Origin of the sequence: Erwinia piriflorinigrans CFBP 5888 (genome assembly GCF_001050515.1) — a bacterium.
Lineage (GTDB): Bacteria > Pseudomonadota > Gammaproteobacteria > Enterobacterales > Enterobacteriaceae > Erwinia > Erwinia piriflorinigrans.
In genome coordinates this window covers 704742-726484 of record NZ_CAHS01000015.1, presented here as the reverse complement: position 1 = coordinate 726484, position 21743 = coordinate 704742, and the positions used below count along the sequence as shown (strand labels likewise).

Below are 21743 nucleotides of genomic sequence, written 5' to 3'. Positions count from 1 at the left end.
TCAGCGCGGCTGCGGTTCGACGACCCAGGTCAAAACCCGGTCGGATTGCAGCACGGCCCTGCCTGCAAACACCCTGCCAGCCTGCATTTCAGCGGAAAACGTCTGCGTTAAACGTAGGCTGACCTGCCGCATATCGCCACTGCAATCCACCACTTCAGCCGCACTGAAATCCATAAACTGCTTCAGGTGCGGATAGAGCGCCTTGTACAGACTCTCCTTTAAGGAAAAAACTATCGTCAGTGCGGTATTAAACGGTATCGAGCATTGCTCCAGCCGCTCTCTTTCTTGCTGATTAATCAGCATAGTTTGCGTTTCATTGGCGACTGACTGCGCCATCATTTGTTCACAGTCAATTCCCAGCAGCAGATGGCGATCGCGCGTCAGCAAAGCGCATACCTGCTGCTGGGTGTGTGACAGTGAGCCGCTTATTCCCTGTGGCCAGATGGGTGCGCGATCCGCAGCATTACCCAGCACAAAACCGTCAATGCCAAAGCTGGCCAACGCCTGTTGCAGGCTGTAACGGCTGGCCAGATATTCCGCTCGGCGCTTACTGACCGCGCGGTCCAGATGCACAGGCATGGGGATCTCAAGCGTACTGAATAGCGACGGCGTGAAATGCTCGGCATCAAAACGCACATCGAGCAGTTTTACGGACGGGTAGCCATCAAGCGGTTGCAGGGAGGCATAAGTGATAAACGGCGGCAGCAAAGGAATAATCGGGACGGACATAGCGACTTACCGGCGATGAAAAGAGAAATAGTTAAGCAGGTTAGCGGGCATCGTGTCAAAACGGATGTAGGAACTCTAAAAAGCTGAGCGGTTTCCCACTCAACTTTTTACTACGATTAAATCAGCATTTAATATTACTGAACTTTATAACCAATGTATTATTGATGTCGTACAGGTTGTAATCTTTAGTCGAAGAGAATGGCTTGCTGCCGCACAGTTGAGAAACTCTGTCACCTTCAATGAAGTTATATTTCAGATTCAGACCGTAATGATTTAGAAGTTCTGCACCCCAAAGCCAGTCGTAATTCAGATAAACAGGAATAAGTCTCGATAGTAATGGAAGTTTACTTTGAGCAAGAACTGATTGTTTTGATTCTGGCATCCTCCCTATAATGTTAACGAGTTCAAATTCTTTATTATAGTGAGCGACATCTGAGTAGATTGAAGATGAAATAAGAGTGTCTGTCATTTGTTGAGCTGATGACGAATTTGAAAATGAGTAGCTATAACATAAACACAGCCATATCATCGGAAGCGCTAAAATGCTCTGGACTATTTTGTTTTTTATTGAACTGAAAGTTAAAAATGCCATAAAAAACATGGTGCCGCCGAATGATATTAAGACTCTGGGCGAAAAAACTGGCTGTTTTAACATCAATAAATGAATGAAAGAGAAAGTGAAAACTAGAATGGGTGAAAGAGCTACGATTATTATTGCCAAGAGGTTTTTTTTAATTCCATCAGTCACTTGAGAGTGAATGAGTTTAGCTATGGTCACAAAAGATATGACGGAGTAAGCAATCCATATCAGTTTCGGCATGCTGGCAATAAATGATTCAAAGTACCATAAGATATTTTCAAAGTTCGACTTGAATATCGTTAATGATTCTCTGGTCAAAGACAATGTTTCAGAGTGAGTTATATTATACTCACCATTTACAAATCGTGATGATACGAATTTTTTATATAAAAAGAAACCTAGTAATAGAGATATTGCTCGCTGCAATAACAATAATAAGACTTCGCCATTACCTGCTCTCGCTTTTTTTTTCACAATCTCAAAAACTGTTAGGATCATAAACAAGCCTATTGAGGCTTGGTAAAGAGAAAGAGAACAAACAATCAATATTATTGAAATAAGTATCGTTGAGTTACTTCTTGTATTAAGACAAAAAGGTACGATCAACGCAGCAAGACTCACGGACATGGGGAGTGAGTCAAATTTATAAGAAAGGTTTTCAATATAAAAAGGGCTAGCAATAAAAAAGAAAACACAGCACGATACTGCTACGGGTGATAAACTATTTAAGTTTTTCCTTGAGTAACAAAAAAGTACGGCTAGCAACATAAGTATACTGATTATTTGATTTAATGGAGATATGTCTAATAACACACCACCAAAACTCATAAACAACATAATAGCATCAGCTAAAGGCCGACCATTTGCACTCCACCCACTGGACCCGTAAAGCATCCTCCCCAAATCATCTATGTATGGCCTGTCAAGCATAACTATTGGTAGGCAGTATAGTAAAACCGCAATTAATGAGAGGGAAATAATATAATAATCCCTTCTCTCAAAGTTTATCTTTAACATAGTAAATACCCTGTTTTTTGACTTGACTTTTTCCATTTCTTAAATATTCACCTGCTTTACTTGCTAATTTGAGAGTTTTCAATAGTGGGCATAATTTATCTAAGTAAATTATGTGATTATTATAGCAGGTGTCCTGGTTTCAGAACACCCGTAACCGATCTATGCCAGCTGTCAGCGCAGAAACCACAAACAGTACCCAAAGGTTATATATCTACCTGTTATTGTCAGAAATATCCCGAAGGCAATAATAAGGAGTGATGTCGATTTTTGAAGTTTTCGTCAATTCAAATTTTTTATTCTCGTCACTTTTGGTGTAGATCCCAATGGCCATTTAATGTTGCTCAATTGAGCATGGAAAGCGGAGTATTTTGCCAGCCGGACGTTTTCCATCAATAACTCGATGACTGACGAATATCAAGGTGAGACCATTACGCCGCATATCAATTTTCACACTTCTGATTAAATCAGTATATAAAGATTATTACATTGCATTGAACGGCTGACTTTGCGCGTCATTGGCATCTACCCTGCATCAAAATGTAGAACGGCCGGATGCGCCTCGGGCTTGTAGCCCGGCGTGAGTCATCAACGGCAGCAGCAGAGGATTGTCGTAACGGACATAGCCGATCGTCCGTAATGAAAAGAGAAACGGTTAAGCAGGTTAGCGGACAGAGATCAAAAAAAACGCTTGATTTCAGTCATTGGGTGGGATGGTGAAACCCTTCAACGACACGACAAAATGTCGATCGCTCTTAGAGATGGTTGCCCCACGCTGGCACCATTGGCAGGCAAGACGAAAGAAGTCGTCGCTGTTGATATCATAAGCCAGCGCCACTTTGTTGATACCTGAAGAAAGCAGTTCTTGCGCATCTTTTAAGTTTTTAGCTTTGATGACTGCCATTGGGAGGGTTCCATATTGAGGTAGCCGACAAAGCATAGTCGTTGCGTATGATAGTGGTATGACAGATTAGTGGCAGAGGATAGTGTGAAACAACTGCCCCTCCGTAAGGGGGCAGTCATTGGTCTGATATGCCGGTGACGTCGCTGGGGTATTCACCTTTGTTCACGGACGGCATGACATAGGCTAAGCCTGGCTGATAGCTAACTCCGTCGTGGCCCCGGCAAGTGCGGTAATCCGTTGATAATTATTTTCGCGCAGATCTTGCGCAGTCGCCAGCCATGATCCCCCGACGCAAACGACATTAGGCAGCGCCAGATAATGACCGGCGTTTTGCGGCGTGATGCCGCCGGTCGGGCAAAATCTGACGGAGGGAAACGGGGAAGCCAGCGCTTTAAGCGCCTGTGTGCCACCATTCGCCTCGGCCGGGAAAAATTTGAATTCGTTAAGCCCGGCATCTTTGCCCATCATCAGCTCTGAAACGGTACTGATCCCGGGGATGAAGGGAACATCAGAACCACTGGCGTAGTTCAGCAGCGAGTCGGTCAGGCCCGGACTGATAATGAATTTTGCGCCTGCCGCTTCGGCTTCATTGAACTGCTGAATATTCGTCACCGTCCCGGCCCCGATCATCGCTTCCGGGACTTCTTTCGCTATCCTGGATATGGCTTCCAGTGCACATGCCGTCCGCAGGGTCACTTCCAGTACACGCACGCCACCTTGCAGAAGCGCCCTTGCTAAAGGGACGGCCTGCTCGGCATTATCAATCACCAAAACAGGGATCACCGGGCCCGTTTGTAAAACCTGTAGTGCGCTCAATTGAGAATTGTTCATGATATTCCTTGCAAGGTGGTTATTCAGGCATAGCGGTTAAGGGAACAATCGCCCCCGGATATTGGATAACCCGGCTTGCCAGGCGATGACCCTGTTGGGCCGAGGCGATAACCGTATAGCCCCGCAGGCGGGCAGCGATATACCCGGCGCATGGGTACTCCATGTTATCGGTTTGTTTTGATAACGATGATTTATTTCATTTCTATGCTCAGGTTAATATAAAAATTAACGATATTGAGCAAGATAAACGTTCCTAAAATGGAATCATTATGGACAACTACTGGGACAGGAACAGACATTCAAATTACTTTCTGACAATGGGAAGCCTTGAGGCCAGTCAGTTAGTGGATGTGGCTACATCACTCTCGCAGTTTTATCTTAAGGATGCCCTTATGAGGGTGAGGTTTCAGGATGAAGTGAGTGAGTGTAGTGACACAGTAAATATGGCTACCTGAACAGAAGTGTGATATTAACCGCGATTAGTGGACATGCGGCTAACTAAGTAAACTCTCGGCCAGAAGTGACTCATATCACAAAATCAGCATCAATTAGCAAGAAGCCCCACAAGCAGCATATGCCTGAATTTCGGTATGAAGCTCTGAAACTGGCAGAGCGGATTAGTGCCGCTGCCGCTGCCCGTGAACTCAGCCCGTACGACTCAAACAGTATGCCGATCCGAAATTGGCGGCATGCAATAAATCGTTTTATCATCGGTTCCGCCGACCGCATGAGCAACCGCCTTTAATTCTTTAGCAGTTACACAGGATGATGGACAGGCCGCGTGAAGTATCAGATTCGCATAATTTTATACTAATGCCGTATAAAATAGGCTCCGACTAAAACAGTCTTATTTTGTCCGACAGTTTGATCCAGTATTCAGACACCACCATGCAGCTTGTCAGCAACGCGATACACGAGATACGCGGCGAAAAATCCTCTGCTTTTACACAGTCATTTCACATCACCCAAATCCCAGACATAAAAAAACCAACCGCTAAGGGTTGGTTTTTAAGGGATTTTTTGGTCGGCACGAGAGGATTTGAACCTCCGACCCCCGACACCCCATGACGGTGCGCTACCAAGCTGCGCTACGTGCCGACAGATGCCACTATCTTACTCAACCAGAGGCGGAATGCAAGCCGCTAACGCGTTGACTGCTTTAGATTTATACAGCTAATTTGCGATAAAGCGCTTTTCGTCTGTTAACACCTGTAGCAGCAGCGCGAGTTGGGGTTTACGATCCTTCAGCAGATTGCCCTGCAAATCCCACGCGGAATAGTTGCCGTTATTATCCAGCGCCAGCGTCTCTTCTGGCGTGGTGATCAGTAATTGACTGGTTCTGCTGGTCACCCAGTTACGATGGCGTTGAGCGGCAAACAAATCTTCGCCCTGTGAGTAGTCAGCCGCTGATGTACTGACATGCAACAGGCGCTGCATCAGGGTAGTCATAATGTCCTGATGGTCAGTGAGTTTACTCACCGTTTGTGCCGGGGTCGCTGGCCAGTGCACCACCAGCGGAACCTGTAGCATCGCGCGATTGCCATCATGAGCATCACCATCCAGTACCACTCCATGCTGCGCCGTAATCACTACCACGGTATTTGCCAGCAGGCCTTTTTGCTCCAGCGTATTGAGCACATTCTGTATCTGCTCATCGACGTCAGCCGCAGCACGCTGGTAGCGGCGTGCATCGGGTTGCCGTGCCTTACCGTTAGCGTCGGAGGTCGACAGGGACAGATAAGAGAACCAGGGAGCGGCCTCGTTATTATGCCCGTTCAGCCAGTGCTGCCACTGAAGCGTCGTTGCCGCATTAGACTGGATATGACCCGCAGGCAGTGAGAAATCTGACAGCAGGGCCTGGCGATAGAGAGGAGAAGAAAATCCGTCGCTGGCAAACAGACCAAACTGATAGCCACGTTGCCCAAGTGCATTAATCAGCGCCGACGGCGTGCGCGAAGAGAGAACGCCGTCCATATAGCTTGGCGAAATACCGTAAAACAGACCGAACAAGCCGGTATCATCGCTGGTTCCGGCACTAAAGTGCTGGCTGAAGCGTACATTGCTTTCGGCAAAGCGCGTCAAATTGGGTAAGGTTTGCGTCATCGAGCTTTGATTAAGGCCATCAACCGTAATCACCAACAAATTGTTACGTGTGGCGCTATCGCTGAAGGTAAGCGGACTGAGCGGGTAAGCAACCGACAGCGCCTCCGGGCTACCCTGTTGTACCAGCCGACGCTGATATTCCTGCGCATCCAGTAGACCGTGCTTCTCAAGGAAGCGTCGGGCAGTCATGGGGTAGGAGAGGGGCAGATTGGAGCGTTGCATGGTAATTGGCCGGTAGAAGTTAGCATCCGCCCAGATATACATCAGATGGCTGGCAAAGAAGGCGCTGATAAACAGTCCGGCTAGCGGTTTGCCAAAGCTACGGCGGTTCAGGCTGCGTAACTTCTGCCAGCTCCAGGTGGCAAACAGCATCTCAACGAGGAAAATAACCGGCACGCTGATAAACATCAGCTGCCAGTCGCGCGCCATCTCGCTCTGGTCGGGGTTAACCACCAGTTCCCATACCACCGGATTAAGATGGAGGTGAAAACGGTCGAAGACAGCACTGTCGACCAGAATAAGCGTTAATCCTGTCGTGGCTATAATGGCTGACAGGAAGCGCAGCAGTCGTTGTGACATCACCACGAAGGTGAGGGGGAATACGATCAGCAGATAGGCGGCAAAGACGATAAAACTGAAGTGCCCGATCCAGCTGCTGAAGGAATAGATACGTCCGGCCAGCGAAGCTGGCCAGTCTGAAATAAACAGGTAGCGACTACCCAGAATAACGGCAAAGATGATATTAAACAGGGCGAACCAGTGCCCCCAGCCGATCATCTGGGAGACTTTTTCACGGTAGCGCTGTTGGTTAGTTACCATAATGGAATCAGTATCATCTCATCAGTGGGATGGGTCATCGCGCACCGAGGCCTGTAGCGCGTCGGCAAACGAGCGCGCCATTGCCTGGCGTTGAGCCGGCGCAACGCTGGTGTTAAGTAAGTTGGTCACCATATTTCCCAGAACCATCAGGGAAAGATCGGTAGGGGTCTGGTTTTTCTCCAGGACCTGAACCATTTCTGCGAGGATCTTCTCCACGCGTTCGTTGCTGTAGCGGGATGATTGTGCCATGAGGTCAATTTTACTAAGGTTTAAAAGGCGCTATCTTACCGTAAGAGCGCGCTTTTTTCTGCTTTTTTATCGTAATCAGCCACGAATGAATCGCGCACTGTTGTTGCAGTTGATCGTAAAGACGCACAGTGTTTGAATACGCGCCTGTGCCTAAAGGAGAGTTTACCATGAGTCTGGATATCGATCAGATTGCCCTTCATCAGATGATTAAGCACGATGAACAATCGCTGGAGCTGGTTCTGCGCGACTCATTGCTGCCGTCTAACCCAACCGTCACGGCGATGATGGAAGAGCTGCATCGTGTTTACAGCGCCAAAAGCAAAGCCTATGGCCTGTTCAATGAAGAGAGCGAGCTGGCCGATGCGTTGCGCAACTGCCGCAAAGGTGAGGATGATTTCCTTGCTTTCAGCCGCGCTGCCAGCGCGCGTTTACGCGACGAGTTGGGAAAATACCCCTTCGCCGAGGGCGGGGTAGTGCTGTTTGGTCATTATCGCTATCTGGCGGTTGAGTATTTGTTGATTGCGGTGTTGAGTAGCCAGAACAGTATGCGCGTTAACGAAGAGCTGGATATCAGCAGCACGCATTATCTCGATATCAACCATGCGGATATCGTTGCGCGCATCGATCTGACTGAATGGGAAACCAACCCGGACTCGACGCGTTATCTGACCTTCCTGCGCGGGCGCGTAGGGCGCAAAGTCGCCGATTTCTTTATGGATTTTCTCGGTGCCAGCGTAGGACTGGACACGAAAGCGCAAAACCGTGGCCTGCTACAGGCGGTTGATGATTACTGTGCACAAGCCAGCCTGGATAAAAATGAGCGGCAGGATTACCGTCAGCAGGTTTACAGCTACTGTAATGAGCAGTTGCAGGCGGGTGAAGAGATCGAAATGCAGGATCTTTCGAACGAGCTGGCGCCGCTGGGCGAGAAAACCTTTCAGGCGTTTACCCAGGAGCAGGGCTATGAGCTGGAAGAGAGTTTCCCGGCAGATCGCAGTACGCTGCGCCAGCTGACGAAATTCGCCGGCAGCGGTGGCGGTCTGACGCTGAACTTTGACGCGCTGCTGTTAGGCGAACGTATCTTCTGGGATCCGGCTACGGATACCTTAACCATCAAGGGGACTCCACCAAATCTGCGCGACCAGTTACAGCGCCGCACCGGCGCGAAATAAGTGACGTATCTCTGGCGAAGCCCGACTCGCTGAATATGACGCAAAAAAAACGCCGCATTAAGCGGCGTTTTTTCACATCAGTAACGGTCGGGCGATTAAGCGCGAACGAAGTCGATGTGGTGCAGTTTTGGCTTGAACGGATGACGCTGTACAGCCTGCACTTTTACTTTGGTTTCTTTACCATCTACAACCAGAGTCAGCACTTCTTCGTAGAAACCAGGCTTAGATTGCAGGTTCATTACGGAGTCGTGGTCCAGTTCGATAGCAACAGCTGCTTCGTTCCCGCCATAGATGATAGCCGGGAATTTGTTAGCTGTACGCAGGCGGCGGCTCGCACCCTTGCCCTGCTCTTTACGGGTTTCAACATTAATAGTGAACATTTTAAGTCTCTTCAAGTTTTATTCCTGCTACAGGCGACCCAGCAGCAGGTAGTATTGTTCAGCTTTTGCATAGCAAAAGCGGGCGGCATTATAACGATGTTTGCCGCAGCGGGCAACGTATTAACGTTAGCGCAGCTCATTTGCCCGGCGGTAACGGCCCTGGTAGTCAAAGACTTTTTCGCGCACTGCCCAGAAATGACGCTGTTTGCGCGCGACAATAAAGTCGGGATGGCGCAGGAGCGGCTGGAGTGCGACGATATCCGCTGCGTTTTTCCAGCCGAGCGGCAGACCGGGCGCGCGCTGATGCGGGCGCAGGAAAAGCTGCTCAAATGCGGTGCGTTGCGCGGGGGTTTTCAGGCGGAAGCGCTCGCTGACTTCGGTCGCGTCCTCGTCATAGTAGCGTGCCTTCAGCCATTCACCATGTTCGTCACTGCCGCTCTCCAGCACCATTGCCGCGCAGCGTAGCACCAGCGCATCTTTCAGCTTCAGCGCCGCTTTCAGCATATCGTCCGGGTCAACCAAGATGGCGTTACACTCACGACAGCGGCGTGCGGCAATGTCATTCTCGGCGTTGCAGTGTGGGCAGTTTTTGAAGCGAAAACGGTAATCGCACTGTTCACGCTGGCCCTCATCATCTTCCAATACCCCCTGACAGCGACGGCCAAAATGTTCAAGTATGGTGCCGTCATGGGTGGTTTTACCCCAGAAGGTGTTGGCAAAGCCGCAGCCGGGGCAAAACACCTGCACCGGCTGGTTATCGCTCTTGCCCTTAGGTGCGCCCACTTCCGGCGTGAACAAATCGTGAGGATTACCTGCGTAGTCGAGGATCAGGCAGTCGCTTTTTCCCGGACTCAGGCGCAGCCCACGTCCAACAATCTGCTGATACAGACTGACCGATTCGGTAGGGCGTAATATGGCGATCAGATCAACGTGCGGCGCATCAAAGCCGGTGGTCAGCACCGCAACGTTGACCATATAGAGCAGTTCGCGTGCTTTGAAGGCGTTAATCAGCGCATCGCGCTCGGCGGCGGGCGTGGCAGCAGAGATCAGCGCCTTACTGCCCGGTAGCAGGCCGAGGATCTCGCGTGCATGCTCTACCGTTGCGGCGAAGATCATCACGCCTTCACGATGCTGCGCGAATTCAACAATCTGCTGAATGATATGTGGCGTAATACGCTGCTGCTGTTTCAACTCGTGGTTGAGATCGGCCTCACTGAACAGCCCGTTTTCCTGTGCCTGTAACCGGCTGAAATCGTACTGCACCACCGGCATATCCAGCCGTTCTGGCGGTACCAGAAAGCCATGTTTAATCATGTAGCGCAGAGGCAGTTCGTAAATGCAGTCGCGGAACAGGGCGTTTTCAGCGCCTCTCACCATGCCGTGATAGTGAAATTGATAAATCCAGCCTTTGCCCAGTCGGTAAGGCGTGGCGGTCAGGCCTAGCAGGCGTAGCGCAGGGTTATGCTGGCGGAGCCTGCTGATAATTTGCTGATACTGGCTGTCGTCTGAATCACTGATGCGATGGCATTCATCGACAATCAGCAATGAAAACGATGAGTTGAACAGCTCAAGGTTACGCGCCACCGACTGCACGCTGCCAAAAACCACTTTCGCCTGGCTCTCTTTGCGCTGTAGTCCAGCGGCGAAGATGTCTGCCTCCAGCCCGTACGCGAGGTATTTGGCATGGTTCTGCGCCACCAGCTCCTTGACGTGGGCCAGTACCAGTACGCGGCCACGCGCGACGCGCGCCAGTTCGGCAATCACCAGACTTTTTCCCGCACCGGTGGGCAAAACAATAACGGCGGGTTGGGTGAAGCGGCGAAAGTGGCTGATGGTGGCATCCACCGCTTCCTGCTGATAGGGGCGTAGAGTAAATGACATGAATACTCAAAAAAAAACCAACGATAGCTTATTATGCCATGAAAGCACCAGTAAGTGCGTTTTCCCCTAGGGTCTTCCAGGATGCTGCGGCTATAATGCCGTTTCCATTCAGGATGAGCGCTATGTGTCCCATCATCCTATGTTTGGTGTCAGTTTTTACTTCAAACCAATTACAGGCAGTGCAGAGTTAATGCGACTTGATAAATTTCTATCCCAGCAGCTGGAATTCAGCCGTGCCATCGCCGCGCGCGAACTACGCGCAAAAAAAGTCACCGTCGATGGTGAGGTGGTGCGCGATGGCTCATATAAATTAAGCGCCGACAGCGCGGTAGAATATGACGGTAACGCGCTGCAACAGCAGTTGGGGCCGCGCTACTTTATGCTTAACAAGCCGGTGGGTTACGTCTGTTCAACTGACGATCCGGATCATCCAACGATACTGTACTTCCTGGAAGAGCCGAGTGCCTACCGGCTTCACGCAGCCGGTCGTCTGGACATCGATACCACCGGACTGGTGCTGATGACCGACGATGGTCAGTGGTCGCACCGTATTACCTCCCCGCGCCATCACTGCGAGAAAACCTATCTGGTCACGCTGGAATCGCCTGTTGGTGACGATACCGCGCAGCAGTTTGCCGACGGCGTTCAGCTGCATAATGAAAAAACGCTGACCAAACCGGCAGCGCTGGAAGTGATCGAACCGAATCTGGTGCGCCTGACCATCAGCGAAGGGCGCTATCACCAAGTAAAACGAATGTTTGCCGCAGTAGGAAATCGCGTGGTGGCGCTGCACCGTGAACGTATCGGTGCCATTCGGCTCGATGCCGGGATGCAGCCAGGCGAATATCGCCCGTTAAGCGATGAAGAAATTGCCAGCGTTGGGCTGGTGCGCTAAAAAAGCAGGGGCGAATGACTGAAGTGGCAAAGGAAAAGAACTCTTCCACTGGGCTGGTGGTGATCCTTGGTCTGCTGGCGATGTTAATGCCGCTGTCAATCGATATGTATCTGCCGGCTTTACCGCAGATCGCGCGGGAGTTCTCGGTGTCTGCGGGCAGCGTCCAGATGACGCTGAACCTGTATATCCTCGGCTTTTCCCTCGGGCAGTTGATTTATGGCCCGCTGGCCGACAGCTTTGGCCGCAAGCCGGTCATTGCGCTGGGTAGCTTTCTGTTCGCCATCGCGGCGGCTGCCTGCGCCCTGGCGCAAACCATCGACCAGCTGATCCATATGCGCTTTCTGCACGGCCTGTCGGCAGCGGCGGGTAGCGTGGTGATCAGCGCTCTGATGCGCGACAGCTACTCGAAGGAAGAGTTTTCCCGCATGATGTCCTTTGTGCTGCTGGTCACCACCGTCGCACCGCTGTTGGCCCCGATTGTTGGCGGCTGGGTGCTACTGATCTGGAGCTGGCACGCTATTTTCTGGATTATCTCTGCGGCGGCGATTATTACCACGCTGCTGGTGGTGACTCAGATTAAAGAGACGTTGCCAAAGGAAAAACGACAAAAGTTCAGCTTGCGCACCACTCTGCATAATTTCCTCTCGCTGTTTCGTCATAAGCGGGTATTCAGCTACATGCTGGCGAGCGGCTTCTCCTTTGCCGGACTGTTTGCTTTTATTAATAGCGGGCCGTTTGTTTATATTGAGCTGAACCACATCTCCCCGCAGGATTTTGGTTACTATTTTGCCCTGAATATCGTGTTTTTATTCCTGATGACGCTGCTCAATAGCCGTTGCGTGCGCCGTTTCGGCCCGGTAGTGATGTGCCGTTTGGGTCTGCTGATACAGTTTGGCATGGGCATCTGGCTGGTGGTGGTCAGTGCGCTGAACCTCGGTTTTCTTCCGCTGGTGTTTGGCGTGGCGCTGTTTATTGGCTGTGTGGCGATGGTATCCTCAAACGCGATGGCGGTGATTCTGGAAGAGTTCCCGCATATGGCAGGTACGGCGTCGTCACTGGCAGGTACCCTACGTTTTGGCGTTGGGGCACTGGTCGGCGCGATACTGTCCACTATCGACTTTATCAGCGCCTGGCCGATGATCGGCGCTATCTTTATCTGCTCCACGCTATCGATATGTCTATTTTTGTATGCTTCTCGTCCGGTTACTACTCCATCGGCGTAAGCTGCCCAATCCTGACTCTCACATAAAAGCACCCGTATATATCGCCTTTCGCCTGGATTTTAACCAGAATACGCGCGTAATTACTCCGGAATGTTAATTTTCTGTATGCGACAGCCTGCAAAAAAGTAGCTCATTTGCAGCATTTATGGTTGTTATCCTCAGCCGTTCGCGGTAAGAATACCCAATTAATGAGATATATCTCACAAATAAACAGCTTCAGGCTACTTTTATTCGCTGAACAGGTAAAAGAAAAAATAAAAAATCGTTGCCGGTCAGTTGGTTAAATTCTTTTACCTAATTGACGATTTACCTTGTGAATCATTTGTGAAATTATTGTTTAAAATTTGCTCTGGGGGAACTATGTTAAATACGCTGCAAAATTCAGTGGTACATCGTTTACCGCAAAGTTATCGTTGGTGTACTGGCCATGTGGGCCTGGCCCTTGAGCCTCTGGCGCTCAACCGGCTGAACAGTGATGACGATCTTATTGGCTTGCGTTTGCTTAGTCACAATGGTGCGGGTGCATGGGAGATCATGCAGAAAATTGAAGCAACGCTGGCAGAAATCCAGCTGATGTGTTCAGTGGTCGAATGGGAAGGGGAGCCTTGCCTGTTTGTTCATCGCGCCGATGAAAGCGCGACCACCTGCCGTCTGAAGAATTTTGGTGTGGGTATTGCCGAACCGTTCTTATCTGAGCGTCCGGCCCGGTTATGACCAGGCCAGTGCCAGTAGCTCTTGTGTGTAGCGCTGGCTGGCCGCATTAAATATCGTTTCGCTCCGCCCCTGCTCCACCACTTCCCCCTGACGTAGCACGACAACCTGATGACACAATGAGCGAACCACCTGCAGGTCGTGGCTGATAAGTATATAGGCCAACCTGTGTTGCTGCTGGAGTTTTTTCAGCAGGGCCAGGATCTGTTTCTGCACAGTGCGGTCAAGGGATGAGGTGGGTTCATCCAGAATAATTAACTGCGGCTGTAGAATGAGCGCCCTGGCAATGGCAATACGCTGTCGCTGCCCCCCGGAGAACTCAGAGGGATAGCGCTGTCGTGTTGCCGGATCGAGTCCGACTTCTTCCATAGCGGTAATCACCTGCGCTTCACGCTCGGCGGCATTCAGCTGCGGATGGTGCACCTGTAGGCCCTCGGCGATAATCTGCAACGCGTTCAGACGGGGATTAAGCGCAGAATTAGGATCCTGAAACACCACCTGGATCTGTCGACGCACGGGCAGCAGTTGTTTTCGGCCCCACAGGTGCAGCGGTGAGTCATTGAACCAGATCTCACCCTGTGAGCGGATAAGGCGCAGCAGTGCCAGGCCGGTGGTACTTTTACCGGAACCGGATTCACCCACCAGCCCGAGGCTTTCCCCCGGGTGCAGCGTAAAACTGAGTGATTTAAGCGCATGATGGAAGCCCACGGTGCGTTTCATCAGCCCTTGCCTGATGGGAAAAGCGACCTGCAAGTTTTCAACGCGTAGCAGGGGCGCTGCCTGCTCGTCAGCCGGATCGGGATAACCTTCCGGCTCGGAATTCAACAGCTGTCGGGTCCAGCTATGCTGCGGGGCGCTGAACAGCAGCCGGGTGGCATTTTGTTCCACCGCCCGGCCGTGGCGCATAACGGTAACGTTATCGGCGATTTTGCGCACGATATTCAGGTTATGAGTGATAAATAGCAGCCCCATATTCAGCTCCTGCTTCAGCTCTTTGAGCAGGGTGAGGATCTGTGCCTGCACGGTAACATCCAGCGCGGTGGTGGGTTCATCGGCAATCAGCAGGTCAGGCTGTGTCAGCAAGGCCATGGCAATCATCACGCGCTGCCGTTCTCCGCCGGAGAGTTGATGTGGATAATCATTCAGGCGTTTTGCTGCCTGACGGATGCCAACCCGCTCCAGGCAGTTCAGCATCTCACCGCGCGCCGCTTCACGCCGCATTCCACGATGCAGAGACAGTACTTCATACAGCTGCTTCTCAATATTGTGCAGCGGATTCAGTGACACCATCGGTTCCTGGAAGATCATCGCCATGCGATTGCCACGTAGCCCGCGCAGAGTGCGCTCATCGGCGTGCAGCACGCTCTGCCCGGCGAACAAAATATCACCTTGCGGATAAACCACCGGAGGCGTTGGCAGCAGGCGCATTACCGACAGGGCGGTCACGCTTTTACCACTACCAGACTCACCGACCAGTGCAAGCGTTTCTCCGGCATCCACCGACAGTGACAGCCCGTCAACCACCTGGCGCTGCTCTCCCTGTTGGCGGAAAGCGATGCTAAGATCCTGAATAGTCAGAAGTGCCATATCAATTCACCTTGCTCGGGTCAAAGGCGTCGCGTACCGCTTCACCAATAAAGATTAACAGCGACAGCAGGATCGCCAGCGTGAAGAAAGCGCTCAGACCCAGCCAGGGTGCCTGTAGATTATTTTTGCCCTGTAGTAGTAGCTCACCGAGTGAAGGTGAACCCAGCGGCAGCCCAAAGCCAAGAAAGTCCAGCGACGTCAGGGTGGTGATGGAACCGCAAAGAATAAACGGCAGATACGTCAGGGTGGCTACCATTGCATTCGGCAACATATGGCGGGAAATAATGCGCCAGTCACTCACGCCCATCGCCTGTGCGGCGCGAATATAATCAAAATTGCGCGTGCGCAGAAATTCGGCGCGCACCACGCCGACCAGGCTCATCCAACCAAAGAGCAGGGTGATGGCCAACAGCCACCAGAAACCGGGCTGGATCACGCTGGAAAGCAGGATAATTAAGAATAGCGTCGGCGTGCCTGACCACACCTCAATAAAACGCTGCCCCCACAGATCCACACGGCCACCAAAGTAGCCCTGCACCGCCCCGGCAAAGACACCAATCACGCTGGAGGAGAGGGTTAGCATCAGGCCGAACAGCAGTGAGATACGCGTACCGTAAAGAATACGCGCCAGCACATCGCCCCCGTTATCGTCGGTACCCAGCCAGTTTTGTGTGGAAGGCGGGGAAGGGAAGGCGGTGCGGGTAGCAAAGTTAATCGTGTCATCGCTGAAGCGGATGGGGGCCCAGATAGCCCACCCGTTCTGTGCGAGACGCGATTGTAGCCAGGGGTCCTGATAATCCGCAGGCGTTGCCAGCGGGCCGCCGAAGTCACTCTCCTGATAGTTCACCAGCAGTGGGAACCAGGTGCTCCCCTGATAGCGCATCACCAGCGGTTTGTCATTGGCCAGAAGCTCTGCGCCGAGGCAGAGAATAAACAGCACGGCAAAGATCCACAGGGACCAGTAACCGCGACGGTTATGTTTAAATCGCGCCCAGCGCGCCTGATTAATCGGGTTTAAACGGCTCATTGACGGCCCTCAAAATCAATGCGGGGATCGACCAGCGTATAAGTCATGTCGCTCAGGATATTCAGCAGCAGACCCACCAGGGTGAAAATATACAGCGTGGCGAACATGACCGGATAATCGCGCTGAATAGTGGCGTCGTAACCCAGTAATCCCAAGCCGTTCAGTGAGAATATCACTTCGATCAGTAGCGAGCCGCTGAAAAACATGCTGATAAAGGTGGCCGGGAAACCGGCGATCACCAGCAGCATGGCGTTACGAAAGACGTGACGATAGAGGATTTTCTTTTCGTCCAGCCCTTTGGCGCGTGCGGTCACCACGTACTGTTTACGCACTTCATCCATAAACGAATTCTTAGTCAACATCGTCAAGGTGGCAAAGCCGCCGATGGTGGTGGCCAGCACCGGCAGGCAGATATGCCACAGATAGTCGGTTATTTTGCCGTACCAGGGTAGGCTGTCGAATTGCGGGGAGGTCAATCCGCGCAGGGGGAACCAGTCCAGATAGCTGCTGCCAGCAAATATCACGATCAAGATATTGGCGAACAGGAATGCCGGGATCGCGTAGCCGATAATAATCAGCGTGCTGCTCCAGATATCAAAGGCGCTGCCGTTACGTACCGCTTTTTTGATCCCCAACGGGATGGAAACCAGGTAAATAATCAGCGTGCTCCACAGCCCCAGTGAAACCGACACCGGCAGGCTTTCTTTGATCAGCTGGATGACTGAACTGCTGCGAAACAGGCTGTCGCCAAAGTCAAAACGCAGGTAATTCCACAGCATAGTAAAGTAGCGCTCATGCAGCGGTTTATCGAAGCCATAGCGTTTGGTTATCTCAGCAATCACTTCCGGGTCAAGCCCGCGCGATCCCCGGTACTGGCTGTCGCCCTGCTGGGCGTTCAGGGCGCTACGACCGTGCGCCGGACTTTCGCCGCCACTGCCCGCTAGCCCGGTATTTTGACCGAACTGGATGTTGGCCAGCGCCTGGTCTACCGGCCCTCCGGGCGCGACCTGCACAATAAAAAAGTTAATGGTAATAATTGCCCACAGCGTTGGAATGACCAGTAATAAGCGACGAATTAAATAAGCACCCACAGTCAGTCTCCTTTACGACGTTGCGCCGACAACCGTGCGGCTTTATTGACATCAAACCACCAGTTATCAATACCTTGTGCATAGGTTGGCCGTATATCCGGCATGGAAAACTTATTCCAGTAGGCGTAGCGATCGTTAGCGGTGTACCACAGCGGGATCATATAGTTATTCCACAACAGCACGCGGTCAAGAACCCGGCCAAGCGTCAATAACGCGTTTTTATCACCCTGATGCTGAGCGATTTGCTCGATCAGATTATCGACCAGTGGACTGGATACGCCTGGGGTATTCCACGTCGAATTAATATAGGCCGATGCCCAGACAATCTTTAAGTTAGTATCGGGGGTGGCGAAAGGGAGATAACGCGTTGGTGTCATATCGAAGTCGCGTTTGCGCAGGCGCGCCAGATACTGTGAGCTGTCCACCTGACGCAGATCCATCGTGATGCCGATGCGTGCGAGATTATGCTGGAAGGGAAGCACCCACGAAGTGCTGCCCCCACTGGGCAACAACAGTTCGAAGCGAAATGGCTGACCGCTTTTCAGATTAACCAGCCGCTGATTTTTCAGCGCCCATCCTGCCTGTTTCAACAGATCCAGCGCCTGTAGCAGCTTTTCACGATCGTAGCCTGAACCCTCAGTCTTAGGCGGCTGATAAATTTTGTCGAGCACTTCCGCCGGATACTGACCTTTTAACGGCGCCAGAACGGCCAGCTCTTTCGCATCGGGATAATCGCGCGCCGCATATTCTGTATTCTGAAAATAGCTGTCCACGCGTTTATAGGCGTTATAAAAGAGCGCTTTGTTCATCCACTCGAAATCAAACAGCAATGAGAACGCTTCACGCACGCGTCTGTCGGTAAACTGGTTTTTTTGGATATTAAACGCCAGCCATCGAGTATCTGTGGCAACGGAGTTGGGCTGCTCGGCTTTGACGATATGCCCGTTAGCGAAATTGCTGCCGGTATACTGGGTGGCCCATTTTTTGGTGGAACCTTCGCTGCGGTAATCGAAGGCTCCCGTCTTAAATGCTTCAAAGGCAACGTTATCATCGAGATAGTAGTCGTAGCGGATGCTGTCAAAGTTATAGCGGCCTTTATTCACCGGGAGGTTGGCCGCCCAATAGTTCTTTACACGCGTATAGGTGATTGACTGTCCCATTTTCCAGGCGCTAATCCGCCAGGGCCCACTTGATGGTGGGGGAGCAGACAGTGGGTCTGCAAGATTATGGTCCTTCCAAAAACTTTGCGGATATACCGACGAGGAGAGCAGCGACAGTATCATGTCACGATCGGAGCTCGGCAGATCAAAACGCACTATCCGTGGAGAGACCGTTTTAGCCGTCACGCCTTTATAGTTCACGCGGAACTGAGGGACGCCCTGAGTCATGAACATATTAAAGGTGAAGGTGACATCTTCAGCGGTAATCGGAGATCCGTCGTGAAAGCGGGCCTGCGAATTAAGGGTGATTTCTACCCAGCGATAGTTGTCCGGGTAACGGGCAGATGTCGCGATCAGCGGATACAAGCTACCTGTCTCATCATCAGATGAGACAAACAGACGGTCATACAGCATGTCCGTACCGATGCCGGGGTTACCGCGCATTGCCGCACGGTTAAAGTTATCGAAAGTCCCTATTGCGGAGAGCGTCACCGCGCCGCCTTTAGGTGCCGCCGGATTGGTATAATCAAAGTGGGTGAACCCAGTCTGGTATTTTGGCGTACCAAGCTGGGTAAAGCTGTCGCTTTGAATGATTTTTTCCGCCCGGGAACCGCTGGCGGACAGAATGAGTAAGATAAGAGCTGCAATACGCACGGTCATGGTCTGACGGCTCCAGGCATTGACGAATTCGCGTTAAGGGCCAGCCGATAACATTGCGCTGGCGAGTAGATGATCTTAAAAGTTATTTACCTGATTTGACAGAGATGATGGCCCTCTGTCTGCACAGCATGCAGAAGCTGCCTGTGACTCACTGAAGTATTTAGCGAGCTGTGGGACGCTGAGGGGGCGGCTGTAAAAGTATCCTTGCAGATGGGTGACACCGCGATTAATTAACCATTGTGCCTGCGCACTGGTTTCGACCCCCTCCGCAACGGTTTTCAATTTCAGCTCTTTCGCCAACGTAAGTACCGTTTCAAGCACCGGAGAAGTCACCGTCTTCATACCTATACTCTGTACGAAACCGCGATCTATCTTGAGATAATCAAAATGAAACTTTTCCAGATAGAGCAGGGCGCTATGACCGGTCCCAAAGTCATCAATGGCAATTTTGATATTTTGTTCATGTATCCAGTCAAACATTTCATCGGCGTTGCTTTCCGAAACCATACTACGTTCAGTAATTTCAAAAACATACTCAAAATGGCCGACGGGCATCATTGCCAGCCATTGACACACGTCTTTACGAAAGTCTGGGTTGAGCAGGTGAATGGGCGAGAGATTAAGCCCTAATTTAGTCCCGACTGGCACCACCTTGCACAGCTGATGAGCATCACGGGCAATCAGGGTAAACAGATGGCGTGTGAGAGGCACAATCAAGTTTTGCCCTTCAGCATAGCTGATAAATGCATCGGCTGGCACACGACCCTCGGTTGGATGAACCCAGCGCAACAGGGCTTCAAGCCCGTATGCCGTACCGCTGCTGGTTGCGATAATAGGCTGGTATTCGATGTGAAACTCTCCGCGTCTGATCCCCTGAATAATTTCTTTACCCGGGCGCAGTTGCAGCCTGAAAATCAGGTAGCAGCCGCAGGCAATCACAATTCCTAGCAACAGGCCGGCCAGTATAATGATATGCAGGTCGCGCTTAGTCAGTATGTCACCGTAAAAGTACAGCGTCATTGGATAACCGGGGATCGCAATACGCCGTAGCGGATTTGGCGGCAGCGCGCGGATGCTCATCACCTGTTCATTCCATGTCGTGATGGCTCTATCCCCGGTCACTATGGCCATACCGGTATTTTCGCCTTGCCGCGACGCCAGCAGCAGGTACGGAGTCATATTTAAATTAAGGGTAGTCAGGATCCCGCTGTCGGGCACGTTAGTGTTTTTCAGCCACAAAACCATAGCCGGTTTACCTCGCAGCATCGGCGTGCCGTAAACCAGACGAATATCCATCGCTTTATTGTCATTGGTAAAAGGGGATATTTGATGGATATCCACGTTCATCGGGCCGGTTGCCGAAGAGCAGAAAGCAATGTTGTTATTGACCAGCAGAATGTAGCGGATATTGGGAGTCGATGCCGCCTGTTCAGCCAGATTGTCACGTACCTGGTCGCAGTGGACAAAAGTGCCCGCTTGTAAAGGGAGCAGGATTTGTTTGAGTTCATCCATTATATGAATGACGTAACTTTGAGTCTGGCTAATCAGTTGGTTTTGAGCTTCGCTGCGTTGATGACAGGTGACGACGATGGAGATGAAGATAAAAAGGAGAAATGAGATAAAGCTAATAATCGCGCTCAGCAACACAACTCTGCGCTGCTGGGTGCTAAACCGTCTGACGGTGCTAGATAATAGCATATCGTTATCTCTCTCGTTTTAGCCTGTATCGGAGCAAACTGCTTTCGCGAGCGTCAGTTAACGAGGATATAACGGCGAGAGGGGTTTGTCTCTAACTTATTGAAATATTTCAACACCTTTAATCTTCTCTTACATAAGGAATATCCGGTGTGATGAGGAGAAGGTAAATCGTGCCGTCAGACGAATGCGCGGCGTGGGGAGTGACAAAACAACAAAAATCTATAAATTAAACGCTGCCGAAGGCAGCGTTTATTATCTCTGTTTCACCGAACTCAAGGGGCTTAAATCAACTTTGCGTTCGGCTCAGTACCCGGCGAGCTTCACGAAAACGGCTTTTCCAATAAGAGTCATTCAGATTGGAGATCATCACGCCGCTGCTGGTAGACGCGTGAACAAAGTTGTCATTAGTAAGATAAATACCAATATGACGCCCGGTGGAACCTGCATGGAACACCACTAAATCACCGGGGCGCAGCTTAGTGCGCTGGATACTTTTGCCGGTATCCTTCTGCTGCGAGGTCGAGCGAGGCAGTTCAAGACCGAACTGGTCGCGGAAAGTGGTTTGGACAAATGCAGAACAGTCAATGCCACGCTTACTGGTGCCGCCGAGACGATAACGTACACCTTTCCAGCTGGCATATTGATCCATCAGGCGGGATTTAATATCCACGTTCTGAACCATTTGTTCGAACTCATCCTGAGACGCTTGCAGTAAAAAACCATTTTGGCTTTTAACTGCATGAGTATCAGTTTGTACGTTATGTCCGCTGTTCGAACTACATGCTGACAACAGTGCTGCTAATGCAACGGCGGGGAGAGCCCGCAGGATATATCTCAGAACAGGTTGAGACGTGACCATTGTGTGTGTGATCCCTTGAAGTCCTTAACGACGGAGTCGCTAGAAAGGTGCGAAACAAAACGAGATTAAATGAGTACATAGTGGTTAGACAATTCGGAAAGCGTTAAAAAGTGTTAATAGGCACAATTCAAAATGTAAGTTACCGAAATAATTTAACGCCTATTGTCTCA

At 51.0% G+C, this 21743-nt stretch carries 18 protein-coding genes, 1 tRNA gene and 2 pseudogenes; 5 read left to right on the top strand and 16 right to left on the bottom strand.

Going from position 1 to position 21743, the window contains the following annotated elements; all coding sequences use genetic code 11:
* The 4 genes from EPIR_RS11445 to EPIR_RS11430 all read right to left on the bottom strand — a co-directional run bounded on the left by EPIR_RS11445 (position 1) and on the right by EPIR_RS11430 (position 4058).
* Positions 1-729: a 4'-phosphopantetheinyl transferase family protein gene (locus EPIR_RS11445; protein WP_023655565.1), complete on the bottom strand. Its 729-nt coding sequence runs from the start codon at positions 727-729 to the stop codon at positions 1-3.
* A gap of 121 nt (positions 730-850) precedes the next feature.
* Positions 851-2326 carry a glucosyltransferase domain-containing protein gene (locus EPIR_RS11440; RefSeq protein ID WP_023655564.1) on the bottom strand — a complete coding sequence of 492 codons (1476 nt, stop codon included), beginning with the start codon at positions 2324-2326 and terminating at the stop codon, positions 851-853.
* Positions 2327-3020: 694 nt separating this feature from the next.
* The gene (locus tag EPIR_RS11435) at positions 3021-3227 is read right to left on the bottom strand and encodes a hypothetical protein (RefSeq protein ID WP_048697398.1); all 207 of its coding nucleotides are present in this window, start codon (positions 3225-3227) and stop codon (positions 3021-3023) included.
* A gap of 183 nt (positions 3228-3410) precedes the next feature.
* Positions 3411-4058: a bifunctional 4-hydroxy-2-oxoglutarate aldolase/2-dehydro-3-deoxy-phosphogluconate aldolase gene (locus EPIR_RS11430; RefSeq protein ID WP_023655561.1), complete on the bottom strand. Its 648-nt coding sequence runs from the start codon at positions 4056-4058 to the stop codon at positions 3411-3413.
* Between the two features lie 529 nt (positions 4059-4587).
* Here EPIR_RS11430 and EPIR_RS18735 point away from each other — a divergent pair.
* Positions 4588-4746 (top strand): annotated as a pseudogene (locus EPIR_RS18735) (IS3 family transposase); the annotation flags it as partial.
* Positions 4747-5039: 293 nt separating this feature from the next.
* On the opposite strand, the pseudogene EPIR_RS19290 reads toward EPIR_RS18735, so the two are convergent.
* From EPIR_RS19290 to EPIR_RS11410, 4 genes and pseudogenes are all read right to left on the bottom strand, one after another.
* Positions 5040-5124, bottom strand: a pseudogene (locus EPIR_RS19290) (hypothetical protein); the annotation flags it as partial.
* Positions 5080-5156: transfer RNA gene (locus EPIR_RS11420), tRNA-Pro, on the bottom strand. The pseudogene EPIR_RS19290 and the gene EPIR_RS11420, both read right to left, overlap by 45 nt.
* 75 nt (positions 5157-5231) lie before the next feature.
* Positions 5232-6980 carry an LPS biosynthesis-modulating metalloenzyme YejM gene (gene yejM / locus EPIR_RS11415; RefSeq protein WP_023655556.1) on the bottom strand — a complete coding sequence of 583 codons (1749 nt, stop codon included), beginning with the start codon at positions 6978-6980 and terminating at the stop codon, positions 5232-5234.
* Positions 6981-7001: 21 nt separating this feature from the next.
* The gene (locus EPIR_RS11410) at positions 7002-7229 is read right to left on the bottom strand and encodes a YejL family protein (RefSeq protein ID WP_012440998.1); all 228 of its coding nucleotides are present in this window, start codon (positions 7227-7229) and stop codon (positions 7002-7004) included.
* A gap of 167 nt (positions 7230-7396) precedes the next feature.
* On the opposite strand from EPIR_RS11410, the gene yejK reads away from it, so the two are divergent.
* Positions 7397-8401, top strand: coding sequence for a nucleoid-associated protein YejK (gene yejK, locus EPIR_RS11405; protein ID WP_023655555.1), 1005 nt, complete (start codon positions 7397-7399; stop codon positions 8399-8401).
* A gap of 95 nt (positions 8402-8496) precedes the next feature.
* Here yejK and rplY read toward each other — a convergent pair whose 3' ends face one another.
* Positions 8497-8781, bottom strand: a complete 285-nt coding sequence (gene rplY / locus EPIR_RS11400; protein ID WP_004170278.1) for a 50S ribosomal protein L25 — start codon at positions 8779-8781, stop codon at positions 8497-8499.
* A 126-nt stretch (positions 8782-8907) separates the two neighbouring features.
* The gene (gene radD / locus EPIR_RS11395) at positions 8908-10662 is read right to left on the bottom strand and encodes a DNA repair helicase RadD (RefSeq protein WP_023655554.1); all 1755 of its coding nucleotides are present in this window, start codon (positions 10660-10662) and stop codon (positions 8908-8910) included.
* 190 nt (positions 10663-10852) lie between these two features.
* On the opposite strand from radD, the gene rsuA reads away from it, so the two are divergent.
* The 3 genes from rsuA (at position 10853) to EPIR_RS11380 (ending at position 13494) form a co-directional block, all read left to right on the top strand.
* Positions 10853-11557: a 16S rRNA pseudouridine(516) synthase RsuA gene (rsuA, locus tag EPIR_RS11390; RefSeq protein WP_048697518.1), complete on the top strand. Its 705-nt coding sequence runs from the start codon at positions 10853-10855 to the stop codon at positions 11555-11557.
* A gap of 23 nt (positions 11558-11580) precedes the next feature.
* The gene (locus EPIR_RS11385; RefSeq protein ID WP_023655552.1) at positions 11581-12780 is read left to right on the top strand and encodes a Bcr/CflA family multidrug efflux MFS transporter; all 1200 of its coding nucleotides are present in this window, start codon (positions 11581-11583) and stop codon (positions 12778-12780) included.
* Positions 12781-13140: 360 nt separating this feature from the next.
* Positions 13141-13494: a YejG family protein gene (locus EPIR_RS11380; protein WP_023655551.1), complete on the top strand. Its 354-nt coding sequence runs from the start codon at positions 13141-13143 to the stop codon at positions 13492-13494.
* Here EPIR_RS11380 and yejF read toward each other — a convergent pair.
* The 6 genes from yejF to mepS form a co-directional block, all read right to left on the bottom strand.
* Positions 13489-15078 (bottom strand): microcin C ABC transporter ATP-binding protein YejF, encoded by a 1590-nt coding sequence (gene yejF / locus EPIR_RS11375; protein ID WP_023655550.1) that lies wholly within the window; start codon positions 15076-15078, stop codon positions 13489-13491. The genes EPIR_RS11380 and yejF overlap by 6 nt on opposite strands.
* Position 15079: 1 nt before the next feature.
* On the bottom strand, positions 15080-16105 hold the full coding sequence (locus tag EPIR_RS11370) for an ABC transporter permease (RefSeq protein WP_023655549.1): 1026 nt from the start codon (positions 16103-16105) through the stop codon (positions 15080-15082).
* Positions 16102-17196: a microcin C ABC transporter permease YejB gene (locus tag EPIR_RS11365; protein WP_023655548.1), complete on the bottom strand. Its 1095-nt coding sequence runs from the start codon at positions 17194-17196 to the stop codon at positions 16102-16104. The genes EPIR_RS11370 and EPIR_RS11365 overlap by 4 nt, the downstream gene beginning before the upstream one ends.
* 2 nt (positions 17197-17198) lie before the next feature.
* Entirely contained in the window at positions 17199-19016 is a 1818-nt protein-coding gene (locus EPIR_RS11360; RefSeq protein ID WP_023655547.1) for an extracellular solute-binding protein, read from the bottom strand.
* 75 nt (positions 19017-19091) lie between these two features.
* Positions 19092-20714 (bottom strand): cyclic di-GMP phosphodiesterase, encoded by a 1623-nt coding sequence (locus EPIR_RS11355; protein ID WP_023655546.1) that lies wholly within the window; start codon positions 20712-20714, stop codon positions 19092-19094.
* A 286-nt stretch (positions 20715-21000) separates the two neighbouring features.
* On the bottom strand, positions 21001-21573 hold the full coding sequence (mepS, locus tag EPIR_RS11350) for a bifunctional murein DD-endopeptidase/murein LD-carboxypeptidase (RefSeq protein WP_023655545.1): 573 nt from the start codon (positions 21571-21573) through the stop codon (positions 21001-21003).
* Positions 21574-21743: the final 170 nt, after the last annotated feature.